Genomic DNA, 23,720 nt, shown 5'->3' with positions numbered 1-23,720 from the left:
TCCGTGACGTCCTCCGAGTGGACAACTCCTTTTTGAGAGGGGCGGGAAAGGCCTGGCAGCCGAGGGGAGGCCTGCCGGGACGGCGTCGGCGGCGGCGGTCGTGACAGCGCCGCGCGGGGGCCGCCGTCCCCGCCCGGCTCCCGTCGAACAGAGATAGTCCAGTGGAGATAAGAGGCGTGTAAGGATCTTCGGGGCTTTTCATCGCCATTGTTGCGGAGGGGATTCGTGTCAGTCCTTCGACGTGTCCAGGCCGTCTCCGGCATGTGTCGTGCTCCGTCCGGTGTAGAGACGGGCGACCACGTCCTCGATGGACTCCTCGCCCGGCGCGGTCGCGCGCAGGTCGTCGAGGGTGCCGTCGAAGGCCAGACGGCCGTGGTCGATGAGCATCACCCTGCGGCAGAGCTTCTCGATGTCGCCCATGTCGTGCGTGGTGAGCAGGACCGTGGTGCCGCGCTCGGCGTTGAGGCGGCGGAGGAACCCGCGCATGGCGGCCTTGCTGACCACGTCCAGGCCGATGGTCGGCTCGTCGAGCACCAGCACGGCGGGGTCGTGGAGAAGTGCGGCGGTGACGTCGCCGCGCATCCGCTGGCCCAGGCTGAGCTGGCGGACCGGGGTGCCCATGAAGGCGGACAGGTCGAGCAGGGCCGTCAGCTCCTCCAGCCTGCTGCGGAAAACAGATTGATCTACTTTGTAAAGATGCCGGATCAGTTCGAAGCTGTCCCTGAGCGGCAGGTCCCACCACAGGGTCGTCCGCTGGCCGAAGACGACGCCGATCCTGCGCGCGAGAGCCGTGCGGCGTCGCGTCGGATCGAGTCCGGCCACCTCGACGCGGCCCGAGGTCGGCGCGAGGATGCCGGTGAGCATCTTGATGGTGGTCGACTTGCCCGCGCCGTTCGGGCCGAGGTAGCCGACGAACTCCCCGGCCTCGACGGTGAACGACAGGTCCCGCACGGCGTGCACCGTCCTGCGCGCGCGACGGCGGCCGACGGTGAACGAGCGGCCGACCCGCTCGACTTCGATCATGTTCGTCAACTCCCGGTTGAGCGGTAGCGGCGGATGCCCGCCCGCCAGGCGAGCATGGCGACGGCGGCCAGGGCCAGGGCGGCGACGGGGGCGGCGAAGCGCAGCCAGTACGGCAGGCCGAAGGGGTCCTGGCGGTCCAGCACGAACAGTGCGGGCTGCCAGTTCACGAACGCCAGCGGCACCACGAAGGTGACGCCCCTGACGAGTTCACCGCCGTAGACGCTCAACGGGTACTGGGTGAGCGTGTTGCCGCCGTAGGTGAAGGCGTTGGCCACCTCGGGCGCGTCGGTCAGCAGGAACTGCATGGCGCCGCCGAGGGTGAAGATCGAGGCGAAGATGACGATCCCGCACAGGATCATCAGCGGGATCATCCAGGCCCTGTCCCAGGAGAGGTCGAGCCGGGGCAGGGCGACGGCGAGCACGACCGTCGCCTGGGCGATCCGGCCGAAGCGGTGCACGCCGAAGCGGTCGACGGCGATCTGGACGAACGCGCTCGTCGGCCGGATGAGGATGGTGTCGAAGGTGCCCGCCTTGACGTGCTGGCTGAGCCGGTCCACGTTGCCGAAGAGCATGTCGCTCAGCGCGAAGGACATGCTCGAGGTGCCGTAGAAGAACATCACCTCGTCCAGGCCGAACCCGGCCAGCGACCGGGTGTGCTCGAAGATCACCCAGATCGCCGCGACGTCGAGCATGTTGACCGCGAACGAGCCGATCGCCATCGTGATCAGCGGTCCGGGATACTGGGCCGAGGCTCTCAACCACGTCCAGGCCAGCAGGAGATAGGTCCTGACCATGTCAGGCGCTCACCGTCCCCTCGGTCCGCTCCCTCGTGCCGTCAGCCACCCTGGATCACGACCTTGCGCCGGGCGGCGCGGGTCGCCAGCGCGCCCAGCGCCAGCAACGCCGTCGCCCAGGCAGCCTGGAACCCCAGCGCGTCGAGGATGTCTCTCTTGCCGAGATAGAGGTCGGCGGGGACCTGGACCATCGCCGCCCAGGGGAGCGTCTGGGCGAGGGTGCCGAGCCAGCCGGGGAACAGGTTCAGGGGCAGGACCATGCCGCTGAAGAAGAAGGTCATCACCAGCGACAGCGACTGCGTCCCCCTGTCGTCGACGACCCAGCAGGCCGACAGTGCGATCAGGTAGCGCCAGGCGAAGCTGACGACCACTCCGAGGACGAATCCCGCGGCGAAGGCGAGCCAGGTCACCGGATCGACGGGGACGACGAGGCCGAACAGGGCCGCGCCGACGGCCGTCGGCGGGAGGCTGCGCAGCAGGAACAGGTAGGCGGCTCTGCCGACGTCGTCGGCGAGGCTCCACAGCTGCAGCGACGCCGGTCGGACGAGGTCGACGGCGACGTCCCCGCTCCGTACCCGGCCCGACAGCTCCAGGCCGCCGCCGAAGACCTGCATCGGCCCGATGAAGGCCTGGCTGAGAAAGCAGAAGGTCACGGCGTCGGCGACGTCGTATCCGGCCAGTCCCGGCCGGGACTCCCACAGGGTGACCAGCACGTAGGCGCGGAGGATTCCGAAGACGGTGTTGGTGAAGGCTCCGGCGAGGGCGGCGGCGCGGTAGGTGGAGTGGCGGCGGAAGCCGTACCAGGCGATGCGTGCGTAGAGAAGGAAGGCTGCCTCCCGGGGGTGTGTCGGGACAACCCTCCTATGGTTGTCGTCGCGCGGGCGGGCGGCAACGGGTTTTCGGCGGCGCGGGCCGGTGGGCGGGGGCCGCGCCGGGTCACGTTTCTCCGTCGAGTGGTGAAACGCCTCCGGGGCATCACCGGTTACTTACCTCGAAGGATGATTCGCCTTACCTGCCATACCCCTTCTGTCAGGTCGGAGGCGAAGGTCGGCTGGATTTCGCCACAGTGTGCTTGCCGTACCGCGTACACGAGAGGCTCAACCAGGATGGCACGTGGCGGAACTGGTCCCCTGAACGGCTTGCCGCCCGGTGTGCGGCCCCTGACCGTCGGGGACCCGGTCATCGTCGGCCGCTACCTGCTGCTCGGGCGCCTCGGCGTCGGCGGAATGGGGGTGGTCTACCTGGCGGAGCACCCGCAGGGGGGTGTGGTCGCGCTCAAGACGCCGCATCCGGCGCATCTCCACGACGCCACCGTCCGCGCCCGTTTCGCGGAGGAGGTCATGTTCTCCCGGCGGGTCGTGCCCTTCTGCACCGCTGCCGTCGTCGAGGACGGCTCCGACAGGGACAGGCCGTACCTGGTCTTCGAGTACGTCCCCGGGCCCGCGCTGTCGCAGGTGATGGCCTCGCGCGGCCCGCTGCCCCCCGACCTCGCCTACGGCGTCGCCCTGGGGGTCGCGGCCGCGCTGGTGGCGGTGCACGAGGCCGGGCTCGTGCACCGCGACCTCAAGCCGGCCAACGTGCTGCTGTCCGACGCGGGGCCGAGGCTGATCGACTTCGGCATCGCCAGGGACGTCGACACCCTCGCCGCGCACACCCAGGCGGGGCAGGTCATGGGCAGTCCGGGCTGGGTCGCTCCCGAGCGGCTCACCGGAGGCCCCGCGCTGCCCGCCTCGGACGTCTTCTCCTGGGGGTGCCTGGTCGCCTACGCCGCCACCGGTCACCACCCCTTCGGCGCGGGCGAGTCCGACCTGCTGGCCCGGCGCGTCCTGGTGGAGGAGCCGCGCGTCGCCTCCGTGCCGGCCATGCTCCGCCCCGCCGTGGAGGCTTCGCTCGCCAAGGAGCCCGCGCGACGCCCCGCGGCCGCCGAACTGCTCGGCGCGCTGCTCGCCGCCGGCGGCGTGGGCGATCCCTGGGACTTCCGCCAGGCGGTCGCGGACGTGCTGGCGGAGATCTGGACGCCGGTGCCGTACCCCCTGGGGACGCCGTACCCGTGGGGGACGGGGCGGGCAGGGCCCGGGGGGCCGGTGCCGGACCGGCTCTCCGGCCCGGCGGCCGTTCAGGCCGGCGATCGGTCTTCCGCTCCGGCTCCGTCCTCAGGCACGGCGTCCCGCACCGCCTCCCGCAGGGCGACGCCGCGCAGGGGCGCCCACCTGTCGCAGGCGAGCTTCGCGGCGCTCGCGACGGTTTCGATGGCGGCGCTCACGGTGGTCGCGGCCGCCGCCGGAGGCGGGGACCGCTCGCCCACGGGCTCCGAGGTCCAGGGGCTGGCGCCGGAGACGTCCCCGGTCCGTCAGACGACCGCGGGACGCTCCCCGAGAGCCACCCTCCCGCCGGGCGGGGGCCCGCGGGCCACACCCGGCGTCTCCGCGCCGTCGATCACGCCCGCGACGGTTCTGGTCACCGCGACCCACCCGGTCCCGACGCCCGAGACGAACGGCGAGGAGGAGGAGCTCCAGCCGGACAGGCCGGACCGGCCGCAGGGGGCGGAGGACCCTTCGGGTGAGGACGGCCCGCAGGGCTGCGCGGACGCGACGGCCAAGGGCAAGGACTGCCCCTCGGACTCTGAGGCCCCCAAGCCCTCCTCGACGCCCGCCGGCCCCAGACCCTCTCCGACGCCCGGCAGACCCAAGCCCTCCTTCACCCAGATTCCGCAGACGGGGGAGGGCGAGAGCCCCGCTCCCTCACCGGCCCCGTCCGCGACGGAGACCGCCTCCGTGTCCTCGTCGGGGCCGATCCCCTCGCCGCAGCTCGGCGAATGAACCGCCTCGGCGGGTGAGTTCCGGTCTCGGCCTTCCGTTAGGGTGATCGGCGCGTGTCGAGTCGGAGGGGGACCTATGGGCGAGCTCGCGCCCGGTGCGGTGGAGCTGAACGGTGTCGGTGTCCGTGTGGTCGGCCGGACGCTGCTGGCCGACGTCGACTGGCGGGTCGGGTACGGCGAGCACTGGGTGGTGCTCGGTCCGAACGGGGCGGGTAAGCCCGTTGTGGGATTGTGACACTTCTTTTGCGCTGTAGACGCTTCTACTGTCGCAGTCCCGCGCGTCTCCCCCGCCTGGTCATCCCGTCTGCCGCGTCCCATCCGGAGGACAGCGGGCCGACGACGGAGGGGCAAGCTCGTCTTGCGCGTCCCTTAGCCGGTGACATTCCTCGATCATTAGATGCCGACGGTCACAGACGAGTTTGACCCGCAGTCTTCGGTCTGCTGGGCTTTGCCTGGGACGCGGTAGACGGGATGACCAGGCTCCTACCTCAGCCACCTACTTCCCGGCACTTGGCTCTGACGACCATCCCGGAGCCCGATCCCCCGCCGGAGGCAATCAAGCTGTTAAATCAGCTTAGCGAGTTCGCCGCGCTTGATGCCGTCTACGAAGCTCCTCCACTGCCCCGGAGCAAAAACGAGCGCGGGGCCGTGGGGGTTCTTGCTGTCTCGGACGGCAACAACACCAGAAAGGTTGTTGGCAACCTCAACGCAGTTCCCGCCGCTGTTGCCACTAAGGGAACTTCTTCTCCACATGGCCTGGGCGAGATCTACTGAGGTCAGGTCGTTTGAGTCCATCGGGCTACCGCTTCCTTGATCTTGTCGAGGGATTCAGCCGGACGATACGCCTCTGTCCGTATCCTGTCATAACGCCCCATGATCACAGAGACCACCTCGGGTTCCGCTGACACTTCGCCTGTCGCCGCCGACTCCACAGATACGGTGATCGGCGCATCTGCCAGTTCTGCGATCGCGAACCCTGACATCAGGCCCTCTGTGCATGGGGTGTTGTGGGGAACAAGTTGCACAGTTACGTGACGACGGCTGGCGACCGTCGATAGATGCTCCGCCTGCTCTTGCATCACCGCTGCCCCTCCTATGGGGCGGTGAAGCACCCATTCATCTATCAAAACCCACAGGGCCGGGGGGTCTTCCCTGTCCAGGATCAGCCTTCGTTGCATGCGCGCGCTGACCTGCTTCTCAACTTCCCTTTCGGACATCGCAAGGTGACCACGGAAAATCGCCCGAGCGTATGCCTCTGTCTGGAGAAGTCCGGGGACCAGCAGAGGGTCCCACGTTCGCAGTCCTGTTGCCTGAGGTTCGATCTCCTCCACCCACCGTAAGAACCATTGCGGCCCGAAGGGAGATTCACTGATTCGTCGACACAGCCGAACGAAATGCTGCTTGTCGGAAAGGTCAAAGATACGATCACATGTTTCGGCAAAGTCGATTTGTGGGTTACGGTCCCCCGTTTCGATGTGTCCCACAAGGGATGGTGAGCACCCTAAACGCTCAGCAAGCCGGGCTTGCGATAAGCCCGCTTCTCTGCGATGACGTGCCAACTCGCGGCCGAAGCGCTCACTTGCAGACATGCGCGACTCGGGACTTTTCGCCATACTCGCCCTCCGTGTCTTGATGAGCCATCGACAAGCACAGACAGCTCAATGACATGTCTCTACAGCAGGAGACGGTTTAAGTCGAAGCTTGTCGAGCTGTTACCGGTGCTCTACCGGCCTCTTTATCGGCATTCTAGGCGTACATCGAGCAAGGTCCAGAGGGAGGAGTACAAAGCGGACATTATCCGCACACGGAGGCAGCTCAACATGACAGCCGAATCCTTTTGCGTCCTCCGCGATGACAGGGGAGCGCTCAGACCACAGACCGGCTAAGCCTTCAGGTGCGGATATGAGCCGTCGTCATGTAGCGCTTTGACCACGAAGTGATCACTAAAGCAAAAAGGGTTCGGCCAGACGTGCGACCGCTGGCCGAACCATGGCCGCACGCTGGAGGTGCGAACCATGGATAAGCCTAGAGCTATCCCATATGAAGCTGGAACTGATCCACAGCGTCAGTTCATCCATCTGATGCGCCTTGCCTGGGACCTGCGGGACCTAGGCCTCACGATCAGTGTCAATCTTCCGCAAGCGCGGGAGCCTGCCCTGATAGTGCAGCAAGCATCGGGACCGCTGCGGATCGCAGCGACGAAGCGTGACCGGAAGTGGGTCTTCACCTGGGGACGCGGGCCGGATCAGTGGGTCCACGCCTTGGATGAGTACGCGGCGCTTCGCATCCGGCAGGTGGCGCTGTGACGGGCACGCTCGGTGTCATCAGCCTGCCGGGGCTGGAGTGCTCCGTTTCCACGGCACGTCGGTATGTGGCCGACCTGCTCATGAAAGCCGGTTACATCGAGGTTGATGACGCGGTGCTGCTGGTCAGCGAGGCCGTAACCAATGCGGTTGCGCATACCGATTCGGGTAAGCCGGGCGGTGTGGTGACGGTGGAAGTTACCGAGACTGATCCCTCGATGGTGTGCATCGAGGTCATCGACGACGGGTCACCTGGTGTGCCGGTGCCGCGTCGTCCGGCTGACGACTCGCTGGGAGGGCGTGGGCTGTGGCTGGTCGATGAGATCGCCGAGAGCTGGGGATTCCGTCCCGTGGAAAGAGGGCGGTCGGCGGTGTGGATGCAGATCGTTGCATCAAGATCAATCGAGGAGGTGTGAGATCAAGGTAGAAGGGGCGCACCTGTTCGGTACGGCGCAGACGCTAGGCAATCACCTGACAGTGCTGATTCTGCTGGGCGTCGGGTACTTGGCGGCGGAATCGCTGGTGCGGGACTGGCGTAAGGGCTGGCGTCCGTGGCGTAAGGACACGTGGTGATCGAATCCGGCGACGCCGCTGCCGCTGACGTCATCGCTTGGCGGCCTTCGGCAGCGAGCGGGTACGAGTACGGATATGTCGACGGTCTACGCTGCTTCACTTTGAAGGCCGAACGGGACTTCCACTGTCAGCGCTGCTGGACACTTGTCATCAATCTTCCCGGCCCAAAGGGCTTGATAGGGCAGGAACGCGGCTACACGTCTCGGGACGCGGCGATACATAGGGCAGCGACAGTGTTGATGCAGGTCGCGGAGGTTTTTGCGGCCGTGTGGCGCTCCACAAGGGGCAATTGACCCATCGGTTCCGGTGCGACGGCGAAACCTTTCCTTTCACGTCGTCGCACCTCCTCCTTTCCCTGGCGCGGTGCCTGCCTTCACCGTGCCTCAAAACCAACATGGAGTGTCGATGCAAGAAGGACGTATCTGCTGCACGAGCCGTCAGGTTAGCCGGTGCAGCTGTCGGGACGGTTGCACCTGTGAGTGTCAGGCGTGCCTGTGTGGTGTGGAGATCCCGCTTCCGTCGTCTGGCTGCTCGTAGAGGTCTCGATGAGACCGGTGGTTTTCGACGATGATCTCAAGGCGCGTGCCGTGGCCTTGGTCGCGCGTGGCCTGACCTTGCAAGCGGTGGTCCGTGAGCTGTCGGTGGGGCTGGCTGCGCTGTATGCGAGCCGCCTGCGGGACTCGGCGTTCGACGCTGAGATCGTCGCTGCGTCGAACAGACGGCTTAGGCCGCTAGTGCCTCTCCCGTGCCCGGGTAAGTGGTGCGGGACGGCGCTTGCGTACAGGAGATACCTGTGTCGTAAGGAACCCTGCAAGAGGGCTGGCCGTGGGCCGTCTCCCCTTGACGATGTCGCCTGTCGGCTCCGGATCATCGCCGTGATCCTGGAGCGGGGGGTGTGGAGTCGTGATGCTCTCGACGTCGTAGCGAAGCAAGAGGGCACCTCGTACCTGCGGATGGTGAGGCGTACCGAGCGAGATGCGGAATGGGAGCGTCTGCTGGACGGCGCGTTGGCCTTGGTGCGCGATCCCGCCGTTCCTCATGGCGGGCGGCTGGGTTATGTCTCCGCTCGATGTGCGTGTAAGGCCTGCCGTGACTACAGAAGGAATGAGCAGGGATGAGGCGCGGTCAGAGCAAGTCGGTCGCGTACCGACGAACTTGGGCTCGGTGGCGTGCGCTGGGTACAGCGCCCCTGCGCTACGGGCGGTCATGGGTGCGGTAGCGGCTCTGCCTGCCGAATGACCGTAGGTCACCCCGAAGGGGCGGCCCGTTCAGGGCCAGTTCAGCCGGCGGCGCCGCGACGGAAAGTGATCTTGCTGAGCCCCGCGGACACAAAAAGGATCTTGAGTTGCGTTGGCTGATGACGTGCGCATGGTGGACGGCTGCGGTGGGTGTGCTCCTGGTGGTCGCGGGGTGCGCGTCGGCTCCTGCTACGACGATCAGTGAGCGGGTGGCGGGTGAGCGAATAGACAGCTATGTGCGGGAGACGCTGCGGATGGTGTACTCGCCGTTGCGGTTCTCCCGTGTGCGTGATGGTCGCGGGGAAGGTTGCGCGGCGGCTGGGTTCGGCGGACAGGTAGAGCCGAGCGTGTTCTACCGGGCTTCCACGATCGGTCTGCGGCGGTGGGAAGTGCGGCGCTTCGCGGCTGCGACGGTGGCGTACTGGCAGTCAGCGGGGGCGGGAATCGAACGAATGGAAAACAGCACGGTGATCCATCTTCGTGATCATTACCGGCTGGCCGTGGCTTATTACCCGGCTGCGCGTCGGGTGGAGATACGCGGGGTGCTTAATGAGTGCATCTGGCCGAAAGGAACCGCACCGGCTGAGGCTCGCTGAGCCAGGATGGAGGGCATTCAGCGCGTACGCACTCGGGCATGGAAAGGAGCGCATGATCGGAAGTCGCTGGGGGGCGGGGGCTGCTGTGGCCTTGGTGCTGCTGGGGTCGGGGTGTGCTGTCACGCCGGGGCCGTCCATCACGAAGAAGGAGGCCATGACGGTGATAGACGGCTACTTGCAGGAGACGTTTCGCGCGGTGCCCGTTCCTTCGCCGTTCACCCTTGTCCGTCCGCTCCTCACCACGTCGTGTGAGTACTTCCTTGATTCGGGAGGCACGGGGCAGATCACGCCGGGTGTGGAGTATCTGACAGAGAGCGTCGGGGAGAAGAAGGCGCGAAAGTATCTAGCCGATGTGGCGGCGTACTGGCAGGGGCGGCCAGGGGTGCGAGTGGAGTGGTATATCCGAGGGGACGGCGCGAGGGACGGTGTCGAGATCAAGTTTGAGCGGTTGGGTAATTACTGGCTGCACATCAACTATTACTCTCCTCCGGGAGTGGAGAAGTTGAACGTCCTCGGGGGGTTGTCCGACTGCATCTGGGAGAACGGCACGGCTCCTCCCACGCCTGATGTTCTCGACCCTTCCTTTCTCGATCCCTCCTCTGGGGGATAGTTTTTCGGCAACTGGAGCCTCGTCGCCTTGGAGGTGGCGGGGCTTCGTCGTGTCTGGGGCGGCGGCGCGTACCACGGGCGGCGAGTCGAGGTAAGGCGGCGGCGGACGGTGCGGCGGGCGGCGTGGTCCGCGCGTTCGTGCCGGGCGGCGCGGGCCGGGACCGGCCGTCAGGCCGCATGCCCGGTCCCGATGCCGGGCCGGTGCGGGCGGGCGTGCCGCGCCGGGTGGCGGCGCGGAGCGCTGCCGCCCCTTGACCTTTATAAGAACAATTCGGCAATCCGGCCGTACATGCTTCGCATGGATACGCGGCGTATCGGTGATGGTCAGAATTTTGTGGTGGCATCGGTGATGGCCGCCTTCCGGATCTCGTCTGCAGTCATCCCTGTGACATCGGTCAGGTTCGCGCCGCTCAGGTTCGCGCCCGTCAGGTTTGCGCCGCTCAGGTTCGCGCCCGTCAGGTTCGCGAGGAACAGGTCCGCCTTGGTCAGGTTCGCCTTCTCCAGGTCCACATCGATCAGGTCCGCGTTGACCAGGTTCGCATCGCGCAGGTCCGCGTTGCGTAAGTATGCGTGGGTCAGGTCTGCGACGGACAAGTGTGCGCGGGTCAGGCGCGCGTCCACCAGGCTTGCGCTAGTCAGGTCTGCGTCGAGCAGGTTCGCGCGGGTCAGGTCCACAAAGTTCAGGTCCGCGTGGGGGAAACGTGTCTCGGATAAGTCGAGGAACTCATCTTTGGAAGTGGTCAGTGTTTGGGCGATGGTGAGGGCGGCGTAGACGTCCGTCGTTATGCGAACCGTACCAAGATGCTTGGTTTTGGTGCCGCATTGTTTTGGGGGCGGTTTGGGGGAGCAGAGGTCGTGGTTGCGGACGAAGGCGGCGAGAAGGTTGCGGATGGTGATGCGGTCGCGGGGGGAGTCGGTGGCGAGGCGTTGCAGGGCGTAGATGGCACCGAGTCGTACGTCAACGGCCTCGGAGGCGAGTTGTTCGACGGCTTTGGTGTAGCGATCGGTGAGCTGCCCTTCCTGGGCCGCGCTGAGGGTCTGGGCGGTGTAGCTGAGGCCGTAGGCAGTGAACGCGACGCCCAGCAGTACACCGGCTGAGGTGATCAGTGAGGTGATTGCCTGGAAGGGGCGTTGGCGATGGGCGTCCCACAGCTCTTGGCGTTCCTTGGCGGTCAGGGCATCGAGTTCGGCGTGGGCGGGTCGGTCGACTGGTGGGCGGCGGCGCAGAAGGCGGCCAATCCATGAGGCGGCGCGCGGCCGGGGTGGTGCGGGCGGCGGCTCGCTGTTCTTGGGGGCGGGTGAGCGTCGGGACAGGTTGCGGAAGGTGCGGGTGACTCGGCGCTGCGGGCGAGAGTTGGGCACGGTCCAACGGTAGAGATCGGGTGATTGCTCGTCATAGGAATCGGTTAACCCGTTGTATTCACAGTTGAGCAGTGTGAGGTTGTTGCAGGGGTGGCGCACCGCGAGTGGCGGCCTTGAGGGTGGCCGTGATCCGGCTATGTCAACAATGACATAACAAGAACTTCTACAGAGAAGTCACTAATTCTTGTAAGGGTGCCTCTTTTTGATTTGGACGGGAACTTTACGTGCCATTCGCTCGTTTAACCGGTACCATAAACAACCCGCCGACCAAGGAGGTTCGTTGGCACTACAGGGACCGATCCCTGTTGCTCATGAGCACGTGTTCCCTCATGGCTGTTACGTCACGGGGGAAGTAAGTCAGGTCATGGATTTCGAGGCGAGTACGCCGGATCGGCAGGTTCCGGCGCGGGACAAGACGACGGGGTTGCCGGTGTGGCAGGTGCCGGTGATGGACGGTGATCCGTCCGTCAAGGTGGCTGCGAAGTCGCTGGCCGTGAAGATCATCGCGGTGGATGAGCCGGTGGTTCCTCCGGTTCCGCCTGCTCTGGAGGCGCTCGGGTTGAGCATGGTCCCGGTGGTCTTCGAAGGGCTGGCGGTGGTTCCGTGGATCAACGGGTCTGGGGACCGGGTTCGTCTGGCCTACTCGTATCGGGCGTCGGGACTGCGTGGGGTGGTTCCGTCCGCTGGTGCGGCGGGAGCGGGTAAGGGCAAGATGCCGTTCAACGGCGAATGAACGAGTAATTAAGGGATTGTCGCTGCCGGGCGCGCGTGTGGGGCGTGCGCTGGCTGGCTGAGGGGCGGCGTCTCTGTAGACGGTGACCGTGGCGTGTGGGCTGCCGGGATTACGCATTCCGGCGGCCTTTGCATCGGCGGCTCCGCCTTCTTTTCTACGGCGCATTTTCGGGGCGGGCGACCGCATACCAATTTTCGGGCCAATTCACGGGGACGGGGAGGTTTTTGGTGCTGCGCAGGATGCCGGGCGCAGAGGTGCAAAGCGTGGTGTCGACGACGCCGGATACGTCGGTGGTGTTCGCGCCGACGGTGATCAAGACGCCTGCCGTGATCACGCTGGTGGTGTGGCTGTGGCGGGCGTTGGCCGCTCTGGCGCGGACGGTGTGGCGTCATCCGGTGGCGTGCGCGCTGGTGGCGGTGAGCGGGGTGGGCTGCTACCTGGTGGGGTGGCGGATCACGGTGATGGGGTGGGGGGTGGCTGCGGGGGCGGTCTCCTCCTGGGCTGCGCTGTGGCCTGCGGCTGCGGTGCGGGTGCTGGTGTGGCCTGCGCTGGCCTGGTGGCGGCTGGTGTGGGTGTACCGGTGGCGGTGGCGGGCCGTGATGGCGGTTTCCGGGCTCGGGGTGACGCTGGGCGGGCGGGGGTATGCGCCTGAGCTGGTGCGGGTCCGGTGCGACCGGAACACCGACCGGCTCACGGTCAAGATGCTGGCCGGGCAGGCCGATCAGCAGTTCGCGGAGGCGCAAGCGGGCCTGAGTAACGGGTTCGGTGCGGTGAGCTGCCGGGTCTTCTCGCCGCGTCCGGGGTGGGTGACCCTGACCTTTCCTCGGCGGGATGCGCTGGCGCGGGTGGTGCCTGCGCGGCCGTATCCCGATGCTCCGACCGTCACCACGGTCGACGTCGGGATAGGTGAGGACGGCAGGCCGTACCGGCTCCAGGTGCACGGGACCCACGTGTTGATCGCGGGGGCGACCGGGGCGGGTAAGGGCTCGTGGCTGTGGTCGGTGATCCGGGGGCTGCTGCCTGCGCGGCGGGTGGGCCTGGTGCGGCTGTGGGGGCTGGATCCCAAGCGGATGGAGTTGTCCTTCGGGCGGGCGCTGTTCGATCGGTACGCGTCCACGCCGGACGAGTGCGCGGATCTGCTGGAAGAAGCGGTCGCGGTGATGCACGAGCGAGCCGACCGATACGCCGGGGTCCGGCGCTCGCACGTGCCGACCACACAGGATCCGTTCGTCCTGGTCGTGGTGGATGAGATCGCGTTCTTGACCGCCTACCAGGCGGACAAGGGGCTCAAGGCGCGGATTGGGGCGGCGCTGGCGACGTTGACCACGCAGGGGCGCGCGGTGGGGATCGGCGTCATGGCGGCGCTGCAAGATCCTCGGAAAGAGGTGCTGAGTATCCGGCACCTGTTCCCGGACAAGGTCGCGTTGCGGCTGGATGAGCCGGGACAGGTCGACATGGTGCTTGGGGACGGGGCGCGGGACCGGGGCGCGCTGGCCGATCAGATCCCGCGTCATCCCACTGACAAGAGCGTGGGCGCGGGCGTGGCCTATGTCCGGCTGGAGAACCGTCCCGACCCGATCCGGGTGCGGGCGGCCTACGTCAGCGACGACGACATTCGGCAGATGGTTCTCAAGTACTCGACGGCGATGGCAAGTGAGGTGCGTTGACTCTCTCGGTGGTGCTCTATGGGCTGACCTGCGCGGTCTGCGGTGAGATCGATCAGCTCTGGCAGGACGTCATGCGGGGCCTGATCGAGTGCCGGGCCTGCGGGGCGCGGGCTCTGGCGGGCGATGACAGCGCGGACGCGGATCTCGACGGGGCGGACCTGGACGGCGCGGAGTTCGAGGGGTGGGACGTCGACGGCGCGGACGGCGAAGGGTGGGGGGCTGCTTGACCCTGGGTGAGGAGGTGGGGCGGGAGCTGCGGGCCGTGCGGGGTGCGCGGCTCCTGACCCGCGAGGTCGCCGAACAGGTCGCGATCACGAACGGGGTGTGCATTCGGCCGATCCCGTATCGGCGGGTGGACTCCCTCACCGGGGTGGCTGAGGTGGTGTCGGTGCCGTGCGGGGCGACGCTGGAGAGCAAGTGTCCCCCGTGTGCCAAGCGGGGGCGTCAGGTGCGGCGGGCGCAGTGCCGGGAGGGCTGGCATCTGGAGGCCGAACCGGTCGCGCCTGCTGAGGCGAGCGAGCATCAACGCTCACTCATCGAGGCGCGGGCGCATTTGGAGCTTCAGCGGGATGAGGCGGTGCACGCGGGCGTCGACACGGCTGAGCTGGACGCGGTGATTGACGCGGTGGATCGGGAGATTCAGGCGGCGGGGATGGTCGGGGCGGTGGCGGGCCGGTCGGGCGGGGGGCGGGTGCGCTCCACGCGGCGGCGGCAGGATGCGCCGGATCTTCCTCGGCGGCTGCGGTGTGACACCACGCTTGGGCGCACCTTCACGGGCTCGGACGGCAAGGTGTTTCGGCCGTCGATGTTCGTCACGCTCACGCTGCCGTCGTATGGGCGGGTGCGTGACGGGGTGCCGGTCGATCCGGGCGGCTATGACTATCGGCGGGCGGCGCGGGATGCGCTGCACTTCTCGAAGCTGATCGACAGGTTCGTGCAGAACCTTCGCCGGGTGGCGGGCTTCGATGTGCAGTACTTCGCCAGTGTCGAGCCGCAAAGGCGGCTGGCTCCACATCTGCACATCGCCATTCGCGGGACGCTGCCCCGGGCGGAACTGCGTCAGATCGTGGCGGCCACCTATCACCAGGTGTGGTGGCCTGCGGTCGATGAGGTCCGCTTCGAGGGGGATCGACTGCCGGTGTGGTCGGCGGAGATCGGCGGATACGTCGATTCCGACACGGGTGAGGTGCTGCCGACCTGGGATGAGGCGCTTGACCGGCTGGACGCCGACCAGGAGGCCGATCCCCTTCATGTGGTGCGCTTCGGCGTGCAGTTCGACGCGCAAGGGGTCTTGGTGGGCAGTCGGGATGCTGACCAGCGGGTGAGGTACCTGACGAAGTACCTGACCAAGAGCCTGGGTGAGGACTTGGGCGACGACGCCGGACCTCGGGCGAACGCGGGGCGTCGGGCGCATGCGGCGCGCCTGGTGGAGGCGCTGCGGTTTGAGCCGTGCTCGCCGGGGTGTGCGAACTGGCTGCGGTACGGGGTGCAGCCGAAGGGGGCCAAGTCGGGGATGGTGCCGGGCCGGTGCCGGTCGAAGGCGCATCGGGCGGAGCATCTGGGCTATGCGGGGCGGCGGGTGCTGGTGTCGCGTAAGTGGTCGGGGCGGACCATGGGCGAGCACAAGCGGGATCGCCGGGCCTGGGTGCTGGAGGCGCTGGGCCTGGACGAAGGGGCGGCCGATTCGTGTCGGTTCGTGTGGCTGCGGGTGGCGGCGGGTGATCCGGAGGCGGGGTCTGCTGCGCTGCGGCTGCTGCGGGAGGTGGCGCGTAAGCAGCGGTGGCGGGCTGAGCTGGAACGGCTGCGGGCGCGGGCCGATGCAGCGGGGGGTGACGGGCTCGGGCTGGGGGTGCGGGTGTGTGCATAAGCGCTGATCAGGGCCAACGAGACGAGAAGACAAGGAGAGACGTGGCCACGGGAGATCTGGTGTTGCTGGCGGTGGTGCTGTTCCTGCCGACGCTGTCAGCGGTGATCAACGTAGTGCACTGGTGGCGGCACCGGCACGATCTACGGCCACGTGCGGCGGTCAAGGAGCTTCGACGGCAGGAGGCGCGGGCCGAAGCGGAACGGGGCCTGCGCACCAACAGCTATCAGCACAAGCCGTGGTTGTAAGGGCTGCGCTCGGGAGCACAGCCGGAAGAACAAGCGAGGTTGGGAGGCATTCATGGTCGGGTTCGTGATCGGGGTCGGGGTCGTGGCGGTGCTGCTGCTGGGCGGGCTGCTGTGGCAGGTGCCCATCTGGCGGGGGGCGCGTCCGGAGGACGAGACGGCGTGGCCGGTGGAGACGTACACGATCGGCGCTGCGGTGGAGGGAGACGGTTTCCAGACGGAGCAGGTCTCCACGACGTGGCCGCAGGTGGAGCAGTGGGCGGTGGAACGGTCGCTGTCGCCTCGGGTGAAAGAGGTGTATGTGATGCGGGCGAAGCCTGGAGGCGAAGTCACCGCGTGGATCTGGGCGGACGGGGTGCAGGCGCGCAAGGTCACCGACCGCAACAAGGGCGGTGATGTGCTGGCGGGGCTGCTGCGTCCCCGTGATGAGCCTTACGACGGCAAGTAGCGCGGCACGGTCTGTCAGCGATCAAACCGAAGGAGAAGAGGAGCGGCATGGGTTGGGTTGAGGCGGGGGTCATGGCGGCGCGGTCGTCGGGGTTCGGGCTGGGCCAGGTGATCTCCTACATGGTCGCCTCCTTGGCGGTGGGGCTCACCGTGCATTACGCCTTCGCGAGGCGGCGTCTGCGGATATGGCTGAAGGCGGCACAGGGTGCGGCGCGGGGTGGGTTCGTCGGGGCCGACCATCGTGACCGGTACATCGTGGGGTTCATCGAATCCGGTCAGGGCCTGGTGAGTCAGACGCGGCTGTCTGCGAGTGCGGCGGATGTGCTGGCGCGGGAGGAGTCTCGGTCGGGGCGGGAGATGTATGCGTCCCTGACGTCGTCGGATGGTCAGGTGCTGTCCACGCGGGTCTATCTGCGGGGGCGGGTGTCGCGGGAGGCGTAGGGCGCAAGGGGCGAGAGAAAGCACAGAGAAGCAGACAAGGGCGGCATGGTTACGCACCGCGAACCTGGGGTCGGTGCTGAGCCTGCGCGCTACGGGCGGTCATGGGTGAGGTAGCGGCTCCGCCGGTCGAATGACCGCAGGTCACCCCGAAGGGGCGGCCCCTTCAGGGCCAGTTCAGCCGGCGGCGCCGCGACGGAAAGTTGATCTTTATGAGTACACGGACGGGAGGCTGTCAAGTGCCTGCGGTGAATGGTCCGGAGAGGCGGCGGGATGGGTGAGGCCGATGGGTCGTTGGTCCTGGCGGCGCTGGTGGCGGGGGCGCTGGCGCTGATGGTGGGGCTGGTGGTGATGCGTCACAAGCTCGGCGAGCCGGGCGGAGTTAAGCGGTGGCTGGCGGCTGAGCGGCGGCTCTCTGCCGGGCGGCGGGAGGTGGGATACGTGGTCGGGGTGGATCTCGGGTGGAAGGGGGTGGCGGCACAAGCGGTGGACATGTCGGCGGCGGAGGTTGAGGCGTGGGCGCGGGAGGAGTCTCGGCAAGCCAAGCGGGTGTATGTGTCGCTGCGGGATTGGGAGGGCCAGGTGACGACGTGGGTGTGGACGGACGGGGTACGGCGGCGCACCAAGATCACGCGGTTTGACTACGGCGGGGGGTAGGGGCATGAGTGGTGCGGCGGGAACCGGTCAGCTGGTGGCGGGGGCGGGTGAGGCGGGAGCAGGTGCGGTATGTGGAGGCTCGGTGCGCGGCCGGTGATATGGCGTGGATCGACCAGGAGCGTCAGGGCGGGTTCGTGGTGGGGCCGTACTACGTGACCATCACGACGGCGGGTGAGGTGGTCGCACAGACGCACATCGGGACGCGGCCGCAGGTGTCGCAATGGGCACAGCGCTCACGGCACGGCGGGGCGGACATGGTCGAGGTGCTCAAGTACTTCCCGCATCACGCGACGACCTGGACATGGCGAGGTGGCGTGCATGTCAAGGGGTTCGGGGTGAGGGGCAGGGGCGCGTGGTCCTCAGCCGTCGGGGGTTGGGCGGGTGGGTGGGGTACGGGGAGCGGGCAGCACGGAACCCCAGTGGCTACTGTGCGTGGTCACAGGGACGGCGGGTGTTACGGTGTGCAGTCGGCTGGGAAGGGGGCGCGGGACGGAACCCGGGGGGTTACCTGGTCGTGGGGCGGATGGTCGATCATCGTCCGGCTATCGTCTGACGGACGATGATCACGAGTGGATCAAGCGGACAGCGGCGGAGTTGGGGCCGCTAGCCGACGAGGAACGCGATTACCTTGCGCTGGTCTTCAAGAATCATCGCTGAGGTTCAGAGCATGACTACTGCCCCGGACATCCCGCCGGGGCAGTAGTCGTTTCCGGGTCAGGCGGCGGAGTCCTGCGCGTCACGGTGACGCTTGGTGATGGTGACTCGCTCTCGGACGGGCACCCGCCTTCCCCGTCCGAGGGGGTGGATGGTCACTACCAGCATGCGGCGGCATATCTCACGCTGTTCACCAAGGGTGAGGTCATCCCATGCGGCGTCGATGTCTTTCGCGTCGATCAGTTTCGCGGCGGGGTGGACGTTCTCAAGTGCCTGATCAAGCTTGGCTTTCGTCTCCTCCATCTTCTTGCGGCGCTTGGCGGTCATGTCGAGCATCTGTGCCCTGCTGATGAGGTCGGCTTCGCGGTCGGCGCTGATCTCCCGTAGCCGTGCCTCGTGCATCGCCATTTCCGCGCGGAGGGCGGGGATGTCGGCTCCTGCGGTGGCGGGGCGGCCGATGATGTCGGCAGGGTCAGAGATGCGGATCAGCTCTTTGATCGTTGCGATCACCAACGCGTCAAGTTCCGCAGCGGGACACGTGACGTGTCCCTTCCCGGGTTCATAGCACCGGTAGCCCTTCTCGACCACGGGTATGGTGTACTCGCCGGTCTTGGGGTCCTTGCGCTTCCACTTCTTGTTCTTCGGGGTCACTGTTCCCCCACACGGACACCGGTAGATGCATGACCCGAGTGACTTCGGCGTGTTGCCCGCCTGGTTGCTGCGGCGGTCGGGGTCGGTCCACATGTTCACCAGACGCCAATAGTCTTCCGGGAAGACGATTGGATCGCCGGGCAGAGTACCCACGACATCCTCAGGCGTGTAGTGCGAGGGTCTGAGGGCGGCAACTTCCTGATCTTCCCTCTCCTGCTCGTCATAGTCTTCATCGTGGGGAAGATCCAGAGGGATCTCAGGGCGATGCACGCTGAGCCCCGCGATACAGGGGCGTAGCAACATCTCGCGTACCAACTGCGAAGACCACTGCTTGCCGGTGGCGGTGAGCAGACCTTCCCTCTTCATGTCGCGGGTGATCTCCTTGACCGAAACACCCGTGAGCGCGATGGCATGGTATCGGGCGATGGCATCGGCTTCCTGCGGGCGATGCGTGATCCCGTCGGGCTCGAACCCGTAGCGTCTTCCGCCTCCTCCGAAGCGTCCCTCTTGGGCCTGCTCCTTGCGGGTGCGCGAGACCCGGCGCACGGTGTCGCGGGATGCCTGGTTCGCTATGGCGCAATGGATTCGGGCGGAGGTGATGTCGCTGTCGGTGGCCAGTCTCAGACTGCCGGTGAACGAGTCGGCGACGACGCGTGGGCGCGACCCCTCGACCACGTCAATGAGGTCTTCCAGGTCCCTCGGATCACGAACCGTGCGGTCAAGGTGGTAGGTCGTGAACCGGCGGTATCTGCCCTCGCTAAGCAGCCTGAGAGCAAGCCGGAACTTCGGGCGTACGGTCCGGAGCTGGGTCTCTCCGTTGGGAAGCTTGATCTTGCGGCGCTTGAACGCTGAGGTGTCGTTCTCGACGAGGATCATGCCGACCCTCGCGCCACGACGAGCGGTCAGGTTGCATGTGTCCTCGATCTGCCGGGCTACGCCGTTGACCTCCTCTTCTTCGGCGTCCGAGATCCGAACCAAGATCAAGGTGTTACCCACCGAAGGGTCGTCGGCGGTCCACACATCGCCTGCGGTGTTCCATCGTCCGGCCACGCCATTGATCGACATGGCGGTGCCGTTGAGCATCGCTTCCTTGATGACCGTGATACGTGCGTGCTGCTCAACCTTGGCTTTGCTGGGGGCCTTGGTCCTGGTTGCCATCGTTACCGTCCCTTTCCCTCCGCTTTGTCCTGGCTTCTCCATTCTACGAAAAAGAAGTGCGTTAACTCATGGATGGGCAAGACCACGCTGCTCTCGCTGGCGGCCGCCGTACGGCATCCGACTGACGGCGCGGTCACCGTGCTCGGTCAGCGGCTCGGCCGTGTCGACCTTCGCGAGCTCCGCCGCCGCATCGGCCTGGTCGCCGCCAGCCAGCGGCTCGTCGACGAGGAACTGCTCGAGGAGGAGGGCGCGACCGCGCACACGGTCGTCCTGACCGGCCACACCGGGACGAGCGCCCCGCTGTGGGACCGGTACGGGCAGGCCGAGCACGAGCGCGCCCACCGGTTGCTGGCCGACATGGGCTGCAAGGATCTCGCGGACCGGCTTTTCCGGGTCTGCTCCCAGGGGGAGCGGGCCAGGATCCGGGTCGCGAGGGCGTTGATGGCCGAGCCGGTGGTCCTGCTGCTGGACGAGCCGTTCGCCGGGCTCGATCTGCCCGCCCGCGAGGATTTGATCACCGCGGTCGAGGAGCTGGCGGAGACCCGCCCCGCGCTGACCACGGTCACCGTCACCCACCACCTGGAGGAGGTCCCGGCGACCACCACCCACGCCCTGCTGATGCGCGACTCCCGCATCGGGGCGGCGGGGCCGGTGGCCGAGATCCTGACGGAGGAGAACCTCTCCGACTGTTTCGGCAGGCCGTTGCGGGTGGAGCGGCACGACGGACGCTGGTCGGCCAGGGCCGTGCGCGGCTGAGCGGTCGCGGGACGCCCCCGGGCGGGGTCAGTCCTTCTTGCGCTGGCGGATGAGGCCCATGAATCCCGGGCTCGGCTTGAACCTGGCCGTCCAGGTCTCGGCGATCTCCAGGGGCTCACCGGTCTGAGGGTTTCGTCCGGTCCGTGCTGGTTTATGGACGATCTCGAAGGATCCGAAGCCGGGGATCGCGACCTTGTCCTCGGCCGCCACCGCCGTCTGGATGGTCCCCAGGATCGCCTCCAGGGCCGCGGCGGTCTGCCGCCGGCTGAGCCCCGCCTCGGCCGCGGCCTTCTCGATCAGCTCGCGCTTGTTCATGAGGACAGTTAACGCCATCTCCATGGGGTTCATCGAGTCCGCCCGTCCCACCGCGGGCGGACGTCGGGGGGCGGGGCGTGGGCGGGGGAATGCCTGCCGTCTCACGTGAGGCGACAGGCATCCGGTGTCGTTCAGCGGTCGGACTGGGCGGCCAGTCGTTCCGCTTCCCCGTACAGGGCCTCGACGAGGATGAGCTCCAGCCGGAGGTCTTCGTCGACGAGGCCGTCCAGAACTTCCATTCGGGCCTCCTAGTACTCGGACGTCCCACGAACCGCGAAAGTTCACACCGATGCCAAATCGGACGTGGCTGTGACCCTGACTTTGATCATCTCGTACGGTCGGCCTCCGCGCCCGCCGTTTTCCGAGCCGCTCCCGCGCCCCTCCCCTCGGGGCGTGTCCGGACGGCTCTCCCGGGCCTCTCTCAGGTCGCGACGAGCTCGGCGAGGTCGACGTGTTCGCCGACTTCGCGCACGTCCATGCAGTAGGCCAGCAGTACCCGCCGCTCTCCGATCCGCCGGGTCACACGCAGGCATGGCAGGTCGTTGAGCACGATCGCCTCGACCTCGATGCCGTCCGGCCCTCGCCACACACCCATGCTGTCGAGGCTACGAACAGTCAGGTAAGGCCGGGGTAACCAACCGGGCATATCGTGATGGTCCCTGCGAGCTGCGTGATTTTCCCCACCCCTGGCGATGATTAGGCGGTGCGCTGCGGGTAACAGATCGCCAGAATCCAAGTAGTCAGGGAGAAATCGATGGCTCTGCCCAAGCTAACCCCCGAACAGCGTCAAGCCGCCTTGGCCAAGGCCGCCGAGACCCGTGTCGCCAGAGCCAGGCTTCTGGCCGAGGTAAAGGCCGGGTCGATAAGCCTCGAGCAGTTGCTCGGCCGGGACGACGAGGTCGCCAAGCGCATCAAGGTGTCGCAGGCGCTGCGCGCCCTGCCCGGGATCGGCAACGTCAAGGCTGCCCAGCTGATGCGGCAGGCCGAGGTCGACGAGACCCGCCGCCTCGGCGGGCTGGGCACGCAGCAGCGGCGCAAGCTGATCCAGGCGGTCACGGCCTGATCCCTGCCGTCACGGGCCGGGCCGCCACGGGCTGACCCGAGCCGTCGCGAACCGGGCCCCGGGAGCCGGGTCCTCGCGGGCGGACCGGGCGGGAACCGGGGCCGAACGGGGAGACCACGGGGCGAAGGCGAAAGCCCCGCCGTACGGACTCAGGGGAGATCCGTACGGCGGGGCCTCACCCCGCGACCTGGTGGTCGAGCCCGCCCGGGGAGCGGTCCCATGCCCTGGAAGCATCCGGGCGGGCTCGGGTTCGAAGGGTCAGTGAGCCGTTTCGAACTGCTCCTCCTCGGTGGAGCCCTTGAGCGCCGTGGTCGAGGAGTTCGGCGCGACGGCCGTGCTGACCAGGTCGAAGTATCCGGTGCCGACCTCGCGCTGGTGGCGGGTCGCGGTGTAGCCGCGGGACTCGGAGGCGAACTCGGCCTCCTGCAGCGCGACGTAGGCGGTCATGCCCTCCTCGGCGTAGCCCTTCGCCAGGTTGAACATCGAGTAGTTGAGCGAGTGGAAGCCCGCCAGCGTGATGAACTGGAACTTGTAGCCCATGTGCCCGAGCTCGCGCTGGAACTTGGCGATGGTCGAGTCGTCCAGGTGCTTCTTCCAGTTGAAGGAGGGGGAGCAGTTGTAGGCGAGCATCTGGTCGGGGTACTGAGCCTTGACGGCCTCGGCGAACGCGCGGGCCACGTCCAGGTCCGGCGTCGAGGTCTCCATCCACAGCAGGTCGGAGTGGGGCGCGTAGGCGAGGCCGCGCGAGATGCAGGAGTCGACGCCGTTGCGGACCCGGTGGAATCCCTCCGCCGTGCGGTCGCCGGTGGTGAAGGCGCGGTCGCGGGGGTCGACGTCGGTGGTCAGGAGCGTCGCGGCCTGGGCGTCGGTCCGCGCGATGATCACAGAGGGGACACCCGCGACGTCGGCCGCGAGGCGGGCCGCGTTGAGGGTCTTGACGTGCTGGCTGGTCGGGATGAGCACCTTCCCGCCAAGATGGCCGCACTTCTTCTCCGAGGCGAGCTGGTCCTCCCAGTGCACGCCCGCCGCGCCCGCGGCGATCATGCCCTTCATCAGCTCGAAGGCGTTGAGCACGCCGCCGAAGCCCGCCTCGGCGTCGGCCACGATCGGGGCCAGCCAGTGGGGCGCGTCGGCCTCGCCCTCCGACCAGGTGATCTGGTCGGCGCGCAGCAGCGCGTTGTTGATGCGGCGCACGACCGCCGGGACGGAGTTGGCGGGGTAGAGGCTCTGGTCGGGGTAGGTCTGCCCGCCGAGGTTGGCGTCGGCCGCGACCTGCCATCCGGACAGGTAGATGGCCTTCAGCCCGGCCTTGACCTGCTGCACGGCCTGGTTGCCGGTCAACGCGCCGAGAGCGTGCACGTAGTCCTGGGTGTTGAGCAGATCCCACAGCCGCTCGGAACCGAGCCGGGCGAGAGTGTGCTCCTCCTGGACGGATCCTCGGAGTCGAACCACGTCTTCGGCCGTGTAGGTCCGCTCGATTCCCGACCAGCGGGGGTTGGTCTCCCACTCTCGCCGCAGCTCGTCTGCGGCTCCCTTGAGGCGATCGTTCATTTTCACTCCTTGTCGTCCCCTGGGTGCCTTGCTTCGAGTGTGTGCCCGGACGAAACAGGCAAACAAGGTCGAAGTTGACGAAAGAACACAACTTCTTCTCTTTTTGTGAAGAAGATCAGGTGTTTGGGTGCGAAGAAATTCATAATTTTCGCTATGGACTAGACCAATCCGAGTGAGGTGGGTCACGGTCTCCGAGAGTGCTTGA

The 23,720-nt window shown here is 67.2% G+C and carries 26 protein-coding genes and 1 pseudogene; 17 read left to right on the top strand and 10 right to left on the bottom strand.

Going from position 1 to position 23,720, the window contains the following annotated elements:
• Window positions 1-228: 228 nt before the first annotated feature.
• From PKF00_RS10315 to PKF00_RS10305, 3 genes are read right to left on the bottom strand one after another with little or no spacing between them, the layout of a single operon-like run.
• Window positions 229-1,023 carry an ABC transporter ATP-binding protein gene (locus PKF00_RS10315; RefSeq protein WP_271217194.1) on the bottom strand — a complete coding sequence of 265 codons (795 nt, stop codon included), beginning with the start codon at window positions 1,021-1,023 and terminating at the stop codon, window positions 229-231.
• A gap of 5 nt (window positions 1,024-1,028) precedes the next feature.
• Window positions 1,029-1,817 (bottom strand): ABC transporter permease, encoded by a 789-nt coding sequence (locus PKF00_RS10310; RefSeq protein WP_271217193.1) that lies wholly within the window; start codon window positions 1,815-1,817, stop codon window positions 1,029-1,031.
• Window positions 1,818-1,858: 41 nt separating this feature from the next.
• Window positions 1,859-2,530, bottom strand: a complete 672-nt coding sequence (locus tag PKF00_RS10305) for an ABC transporter permease (RefSeq protein ID WP_309298387.1) — start codon at window positions 2,528-2,530, stop codon at window positions 1,859-1,861.
• A 426-nt stretch (window positions 2,531-2,956) separates the two neighbouring features.
• Here PKF00_RS10305 and PKF00_RS10300 point away from each other — a divergent pair, with 426 nt between their 5' ends.
• On the top strand, window positions 2,957-4,636 hold the full coding sequence (locus PKF00_RS10300; protein ID WP_271217192.1) for a serine/threonine-protein kinase: 1,680 nt from the start codon (window positions 2,957-2,959) through the stop codon (window positions 4,634-4,636).
• A 75-nt stretch (window positions 4,637-4,711) separates the two neighbouring features.
• Window positions 4,712-4,852, top strand: a pseudogene (locus PKF00_RS10295) (ABC transporter ATP-binding protein); the annotation flags it as partial.
• A gap of 347 nt (window positions 4,853-5,199) precedes the next feature.
• On the opposite strand, the gene PKF00_RS10290 reads toward PKF00_RS10295, so the two are convergent.
• The gene (locus PKF00_RS10290) at window positions 5,200-5,388 is read right to left on the bottom strand and encodes a DUF397 domain-containing protein (protein ID WP_309298390.1); all 189 of its coding nucleotides are present in this window, start codon (window positions 5,386-5,388) and stop codon (window positions 5,200-5,202) included.
• A gap of 23 nt (window positions 5,389-5,411) precedes the next feature.
• On the bottom strand, window positions 5,412-6,248 hold the full coding sequence (locus PKF00_RS10285) for a helix-turn-helix domain-containing protein (RefSeq protein WP_271217190.1): 837 nt from the start codon (window positions 6,246-6,248) through the stop codon (window positions 5,412-5,414).
• 689 nt (window positions 6,249-6,937) lie between these two features.
• Here PKF00_RS10285 and PKF00_RS10280 point away from each other — a divergent pair.
• From PKF00_RS10280 to PKF00_RS10260, 5 genes are all read left to right on the top strand, one after another.
• Window positions 6,938-7,354 carry an ATP-binding protein gene (locus PKF00_RS10280; protein WP_271217189.1) on the top strand — a complete coding sequence of 139 codons (417 nt, stop codon included), beginning with the start codon at window positions 6,938-6,940 and terminating at the stop codon, window positions 7,352-7,354.
• 150 nt (window positions 7,355-7,504) lie between these two features.
• Window positions 7,505-7,804 (top strand): hypothetical protein, encoded by a 300-nt coding sequence (locus PKF00_RS10275; protein ID WP_271217188.1) that lies wholly within the window; start codon window positions 7,505-7,507, stop codon window positions 7,802-7,804.
• 261 nt (window positions 7,805-8,065) lie between these two features.
• Window positions 8,066-8,629, top strand: coding sequence for a hypothetical protein (locus PKF00_RS10270; protein WP_271217187.1), 564 nt, complete (start codon window positions 8,066-8,068; stop codon window positions 8,627-8,629).
• A 227-nt stretch (window positions 8,630-8,856) separates the two neighbouring features.
• Window positions 8,857-9,345: a hypothetical protein gene (locus PKF00_RS10265; RefSeq protein ID WP_271217186.1), complete on the top strand. Its 489-nt coding sequence runs from the start codon at window positions 8,857-8,859 to the stop codon at window positions 9,343-9,345.
• Between the two features lie 52 nt (window positions 9,346-9,397).
• Window positions 9,398-9,955, top strand: a complete 558-nt coding sequence (locus PKF00_RS10260) for a hypothetical protein (RefSeq protein WP_271217185.1) — start codon at window positions 9,398-9,400, stop codon at window positions 9,953-9,955.
• A 323-nt stretch (window positions 9,956-10,278) separates the two neighbouring features.
• Here the strand turns inward: PKF00_RS10260 and PKF00_RS10255 are convergent, their stop codons facing one another.
• Window positions 10,279-11,316, bottom strand: a complete 1,038-nt coding sequence (locus PKF00_RS10255) for a pentapeptide repeat-containing protein (protein WP_271217184.1) — start codon at window positions 11,314-11,316, stop codon at window positions 10,279-10,281.
• A gap of 364 nt (window positions 11,317-11,680) precedes the next feature.
• On the opposite strand from PKF00_RS10255, the gene PKF00_RS10250 reads away from it, so the two are divergent.
• The 8 genes from PKF00_RS10250 (at window position 11,681) to PKF00_RS10215 (ending at window position 17,367) form a co-directional block, all read left to right on the top strand.
• Window positions 11,681-12,049: a plasmid replication, integration and excision activator gene (locus PKF00_RS10250; protein ID WP_271217183.1), complete on the top strand. Its 369-nt coding sequence runs from the start codon at window positions 11,681-11,683 to the stop codon at window positions 12,047-12,049.
• Window positions 12,050-12,276: 227 nt separating this feature from the next.
• Window positions 12,277-13,716 carry an FtsK/SpoIIIE domain-containing protein gene (locus tag PKF00_RS10245; RefSeq protein WP_271217182.1) on the top strand — a complete coding sequence of 480 codons (1,440 nt, stop codon included), beginning with the start codon at window positions 12,277-12,279 and terminating at the stop codon, window positions 13,714-13,716.
• Complete coding sequence (locus PKF00_RS10240) at window positions 13,713-13,943, top strand: hypothetical protein (RefSeq protein ID WP_271217181.1); 231 nt, start codon at window positions 13,713-13,715, stop codon at window positions 13,941-13,943. The genes PKF00_RS10245 and PKF00_RS10240 overlap by 4 nt, the downstream gene beginning before the upstream one ends.
• 2 nt (window positions 13,944-13,945) lie before the next feature.
• Window positions 13,946-15,583 carry a replication initiator gene (locus PKF00_RS10235; protein WP_271217429.1) on the top strand — a complete coding sequence of 546 codons (1,638 nt, stop codon included), beginning with the start codon at window positions 13,946-13,948 and terminating at the stop codon, window positions 15,581-15,583.
• Between the two features lie 41 nt (window positions 15,584-15,624).
• Window positions 15,625-15,828: a hypothetical protein gene (locus PKF00_RS10230; protein ID WP_271217180.1), complete on the top strand. Its 204-nt coding sequence runs from the start codon at window positions 15,625-15,627 to the stop codon at window positions 15,826-15,828.
• Between the two features lie 52 nt (window positions 15,829-15,880).
• On the top strand, window positions 15,881-16,273 hold the full coding sequence (locus PKF00_RS10225; protein WP_271217179.1) for a hypothetical protein: 393 nt from the start codon (window positions 15,881-15,883) through the stop codon (window positions 16,271-16,273).
• 47 nt (window positions 16,274-16,320) lie between these two features.
• Window positions 16,321-16,713: a hypothetical protein gene (locus PKF00_RS10220; RefSeq protein WP_271217178.1), complete on the top strand. Its 393-nt coding sequence runs from the start codon at window positions 16,321-16,323 to the stop codon at window positions 16,711-16,713.
• 270 nt (window positions 16,714-16,983) lie between these two features.
• Complete coding sequence (locus PKF00_RS10215) at window positions 16,984-17,367, top strand: hypothetical protein (RefSeq protein ID WP_271217177.1); 384 nt, start codon at window positions 16,984-16,986, stop codon at window positions 17,365-17,367.
• A 714-nt stretch (window positions 17,368-18,081) separates the two neighbouring features.
• Here the strand turns inward: PKF00_RS10215 and PKF00_RS10210 are convergent.
• On the bottom strand, window positions 18,082-19,830 hold the full coding sequence (locus tag PKF00_RS10210; RefSeq protein WP_271217176.1) for a recombinase family protein: 1,749 nt from the start codon (window positions 19,828-19,830) through the stop codon (window positions 18,082-18,084).
• Window positions 19,831-19,902: 72 nt separating this feature from the next.
• Between PKF00_RS10210 and PKF00_RS10205 the strand changes: the two genes are divergently transcribed.
• Window positions 19,903-20,586, top strand: a complete 684-nt coding sequence (locus PKF00_RS10205) for an ABC transporter ATP-binding protein (RefSeq protein ID WP_271217175.1) — start codon at window positions 19,903-19,905, stop codon at window positions 20,584-20,586.
• Window positions 20,587-20,613: 27 nt separating this feature from the next.
• Here the strand turns inward: PKF00_RS10205 and PKF00_RS10200 are convergent, their stop codons facing one another.
• Together PKF00_RS10200 and PKF00_RS10195 are read right to left on the bottom strand one after the other, a co-directional pair.
• Window positions 20,614-20,901 carry an HU family DNA-binding protein gene (locus PKF00_RS10200; RefSeq protein ID WP_271217174.1) on the bottom strand — a complete coding sequence of 96 codons (288 nt, stop codon included), beginning with the start codon at window positions 20,899-20,901 and terminating at the stop codon, window positions 20,614-20,616.
• A 421-nt stretch (window positions 20,902-21,322) separates the two neighbouring features.
• On the bottom strand, window positions 21,323-21,496 hold the full coding sequence (locus PKF00_RS10195; protein ID WP_271217173.1) for a hypothetical protein: 174 nt from the start codon (window positions 21,494-21,496) through the stop codon (window positions 21,323-21,325).
• 159 nt (window positions 21,497-21,655) lie between these two features.
• Between PKF00_RS10195 and mihF the strand changes: the two genes are divergently transcribed.
• Complete coding sequence (mihF, locus tag PKF00_RS10190; RefSeq protein WP_271217172.1) at window positions 21,656-21,964, top strand: integration host factor, actinobacterial type; 309 nt, start codon at window positions 21,656-21,658, stop codon at window positions 21,962-21,964.
• A 258-nt stretch (window positions 21,965-22,222) separates the two neighbouring features.
• On the opposite strand, the gene aceA is transcribed toward mihF, so the two are convergent.
• Window positions 22,223-23,515 carry an isocitrate lyase gene (aceA, locus tag PKF00_RS10185; protein ID WP_271217171.1) on the bottom strand — a complete coding sequence of 431 codons (1,293 nt, stop codon included), beginning with the start codon at window positions 23,513-23,515 and terminating at the stop codon, window positions 22,223-22,225.
• Between the last annotated feature and the right edge of the window lie 205 nt (window positions 23,516-23,720).

The organism is Streptosporangium carneum (assembly GCF_027922005.1).
Lineage (GTDB): Bacteria > Actinomycetota > Actinomycetes > Streptosporangiales > Streptosporangiaceae > Streptosporangium > Streptosporangium carneum.
Note: the sequence above shows the minus strand (reverse complement) of the source record. Positions and strands in the feature narration are given on the sequence as shown.

Coding starts and splice junctions, on each gene's coding strand:
- PKF00_RS10315 (WP_271217194.1), bottom strand. CDS start 1,023: ATGATCGAAGTCGAGCGGGTCGGCCGCTCGTTCACCGTCGGCCGCCGT.
- PKF00_RS10310 (WP_271217193.1), bottom strand. CDS start 1,817: ATGGTCAGGACCTATCTCCTGCTGGCCTGGACGTGGTTGAGAGCCTCG.
- PKF00_RS10290 (WP_309298390.1), bottom strand. CDS start 5,388: ATGTGGAGAAGAAGTTCCCTTAGTGGCAACAGCGGCGGGAACTGCGTT.
- PKF00_RS10285 (WP_271217190.1), bottom strand. CDS start 6,248: ATGGCGAAAAGTCCCGAGTCGCGCATGTCTGCAAGTGAGCGCTTCGGC.
- PKF00_RS10260 (WP_271217185.1), top strand. CDS start 9,398: ATGATCGGAAGTCGCTGGGGGGCGGGGGCTGCTGTGGCCTTGGTGCTG.
- PKF00_RS10250 (WP_271217183.1), top strand. CDS start 11,681: ATGGATTTCGAGGCGAGTACGCCGGATCGGCAGGTTCCGGCGCGGGAC.
- PKF00_RS10225 (WP_271217179.1), top strand. CDS start 15,881: ATGGTCGGGTTCGTGATCGGGGTCGGGGTCGTGGCGGTGCTGCTGCTG.
- PKF00_RS10220 (WP_271217178.1), top strand. CDS start 16,321: ATGGGTTGGGTTGAGGCGGGGGTCATGGCGGCGCGGTCGTCGGGGTTC.
- PKF00_RS10215 (WP_271217177.1), top strand. CDS start 16,984: ATGGGTGAGGCCGATGGGTCGTTGGTCCTGGCGGCGCTGGTGGCGGGG.
- PKF00_RS10210 (WP_271217176.1), bottom strand. CDS start 19,830: ATGGCAACCAGGACCAAGGCCCCCAGCAAAGCCAAGGTTGAGCAGCAC.
- PKF00_RS10205 (WP_271217175.1), top strand. CDS start 19,903: ATGGGCAAGACCACGCTGCTCTCGCTGGCGGCCGCCGTACGGCATCCG.
- PKF00_RS10200 (WP_271217174.1), bottom strand. CDS start 20,901: ATGAACAAGCGCGAGCTGATCGAGAAGGCCGCGGCCGAGGCGGGGCTC.
- PKF00_RS10195 (WP_271217173.1), bottom strand. CDS start 21,496: ATGGGTGTGTGGCGAGGGCCGGACGGCATCGAGGTCGAGGCGATCGTG.
- mihF (WP_271217172.1), top strand. CDS start 21,656: ATGGCTCTGCCCAAGCTAACCCCCGAACAGCGTCAAGCCGCCTTGGCC.
- aceA (WP_271217171.1), bottom strand. CDS start 23,515: ATGAACGATCGCCTCAAGGGAGCCGCAGACGAGCTGCGGCGAGAGTGG.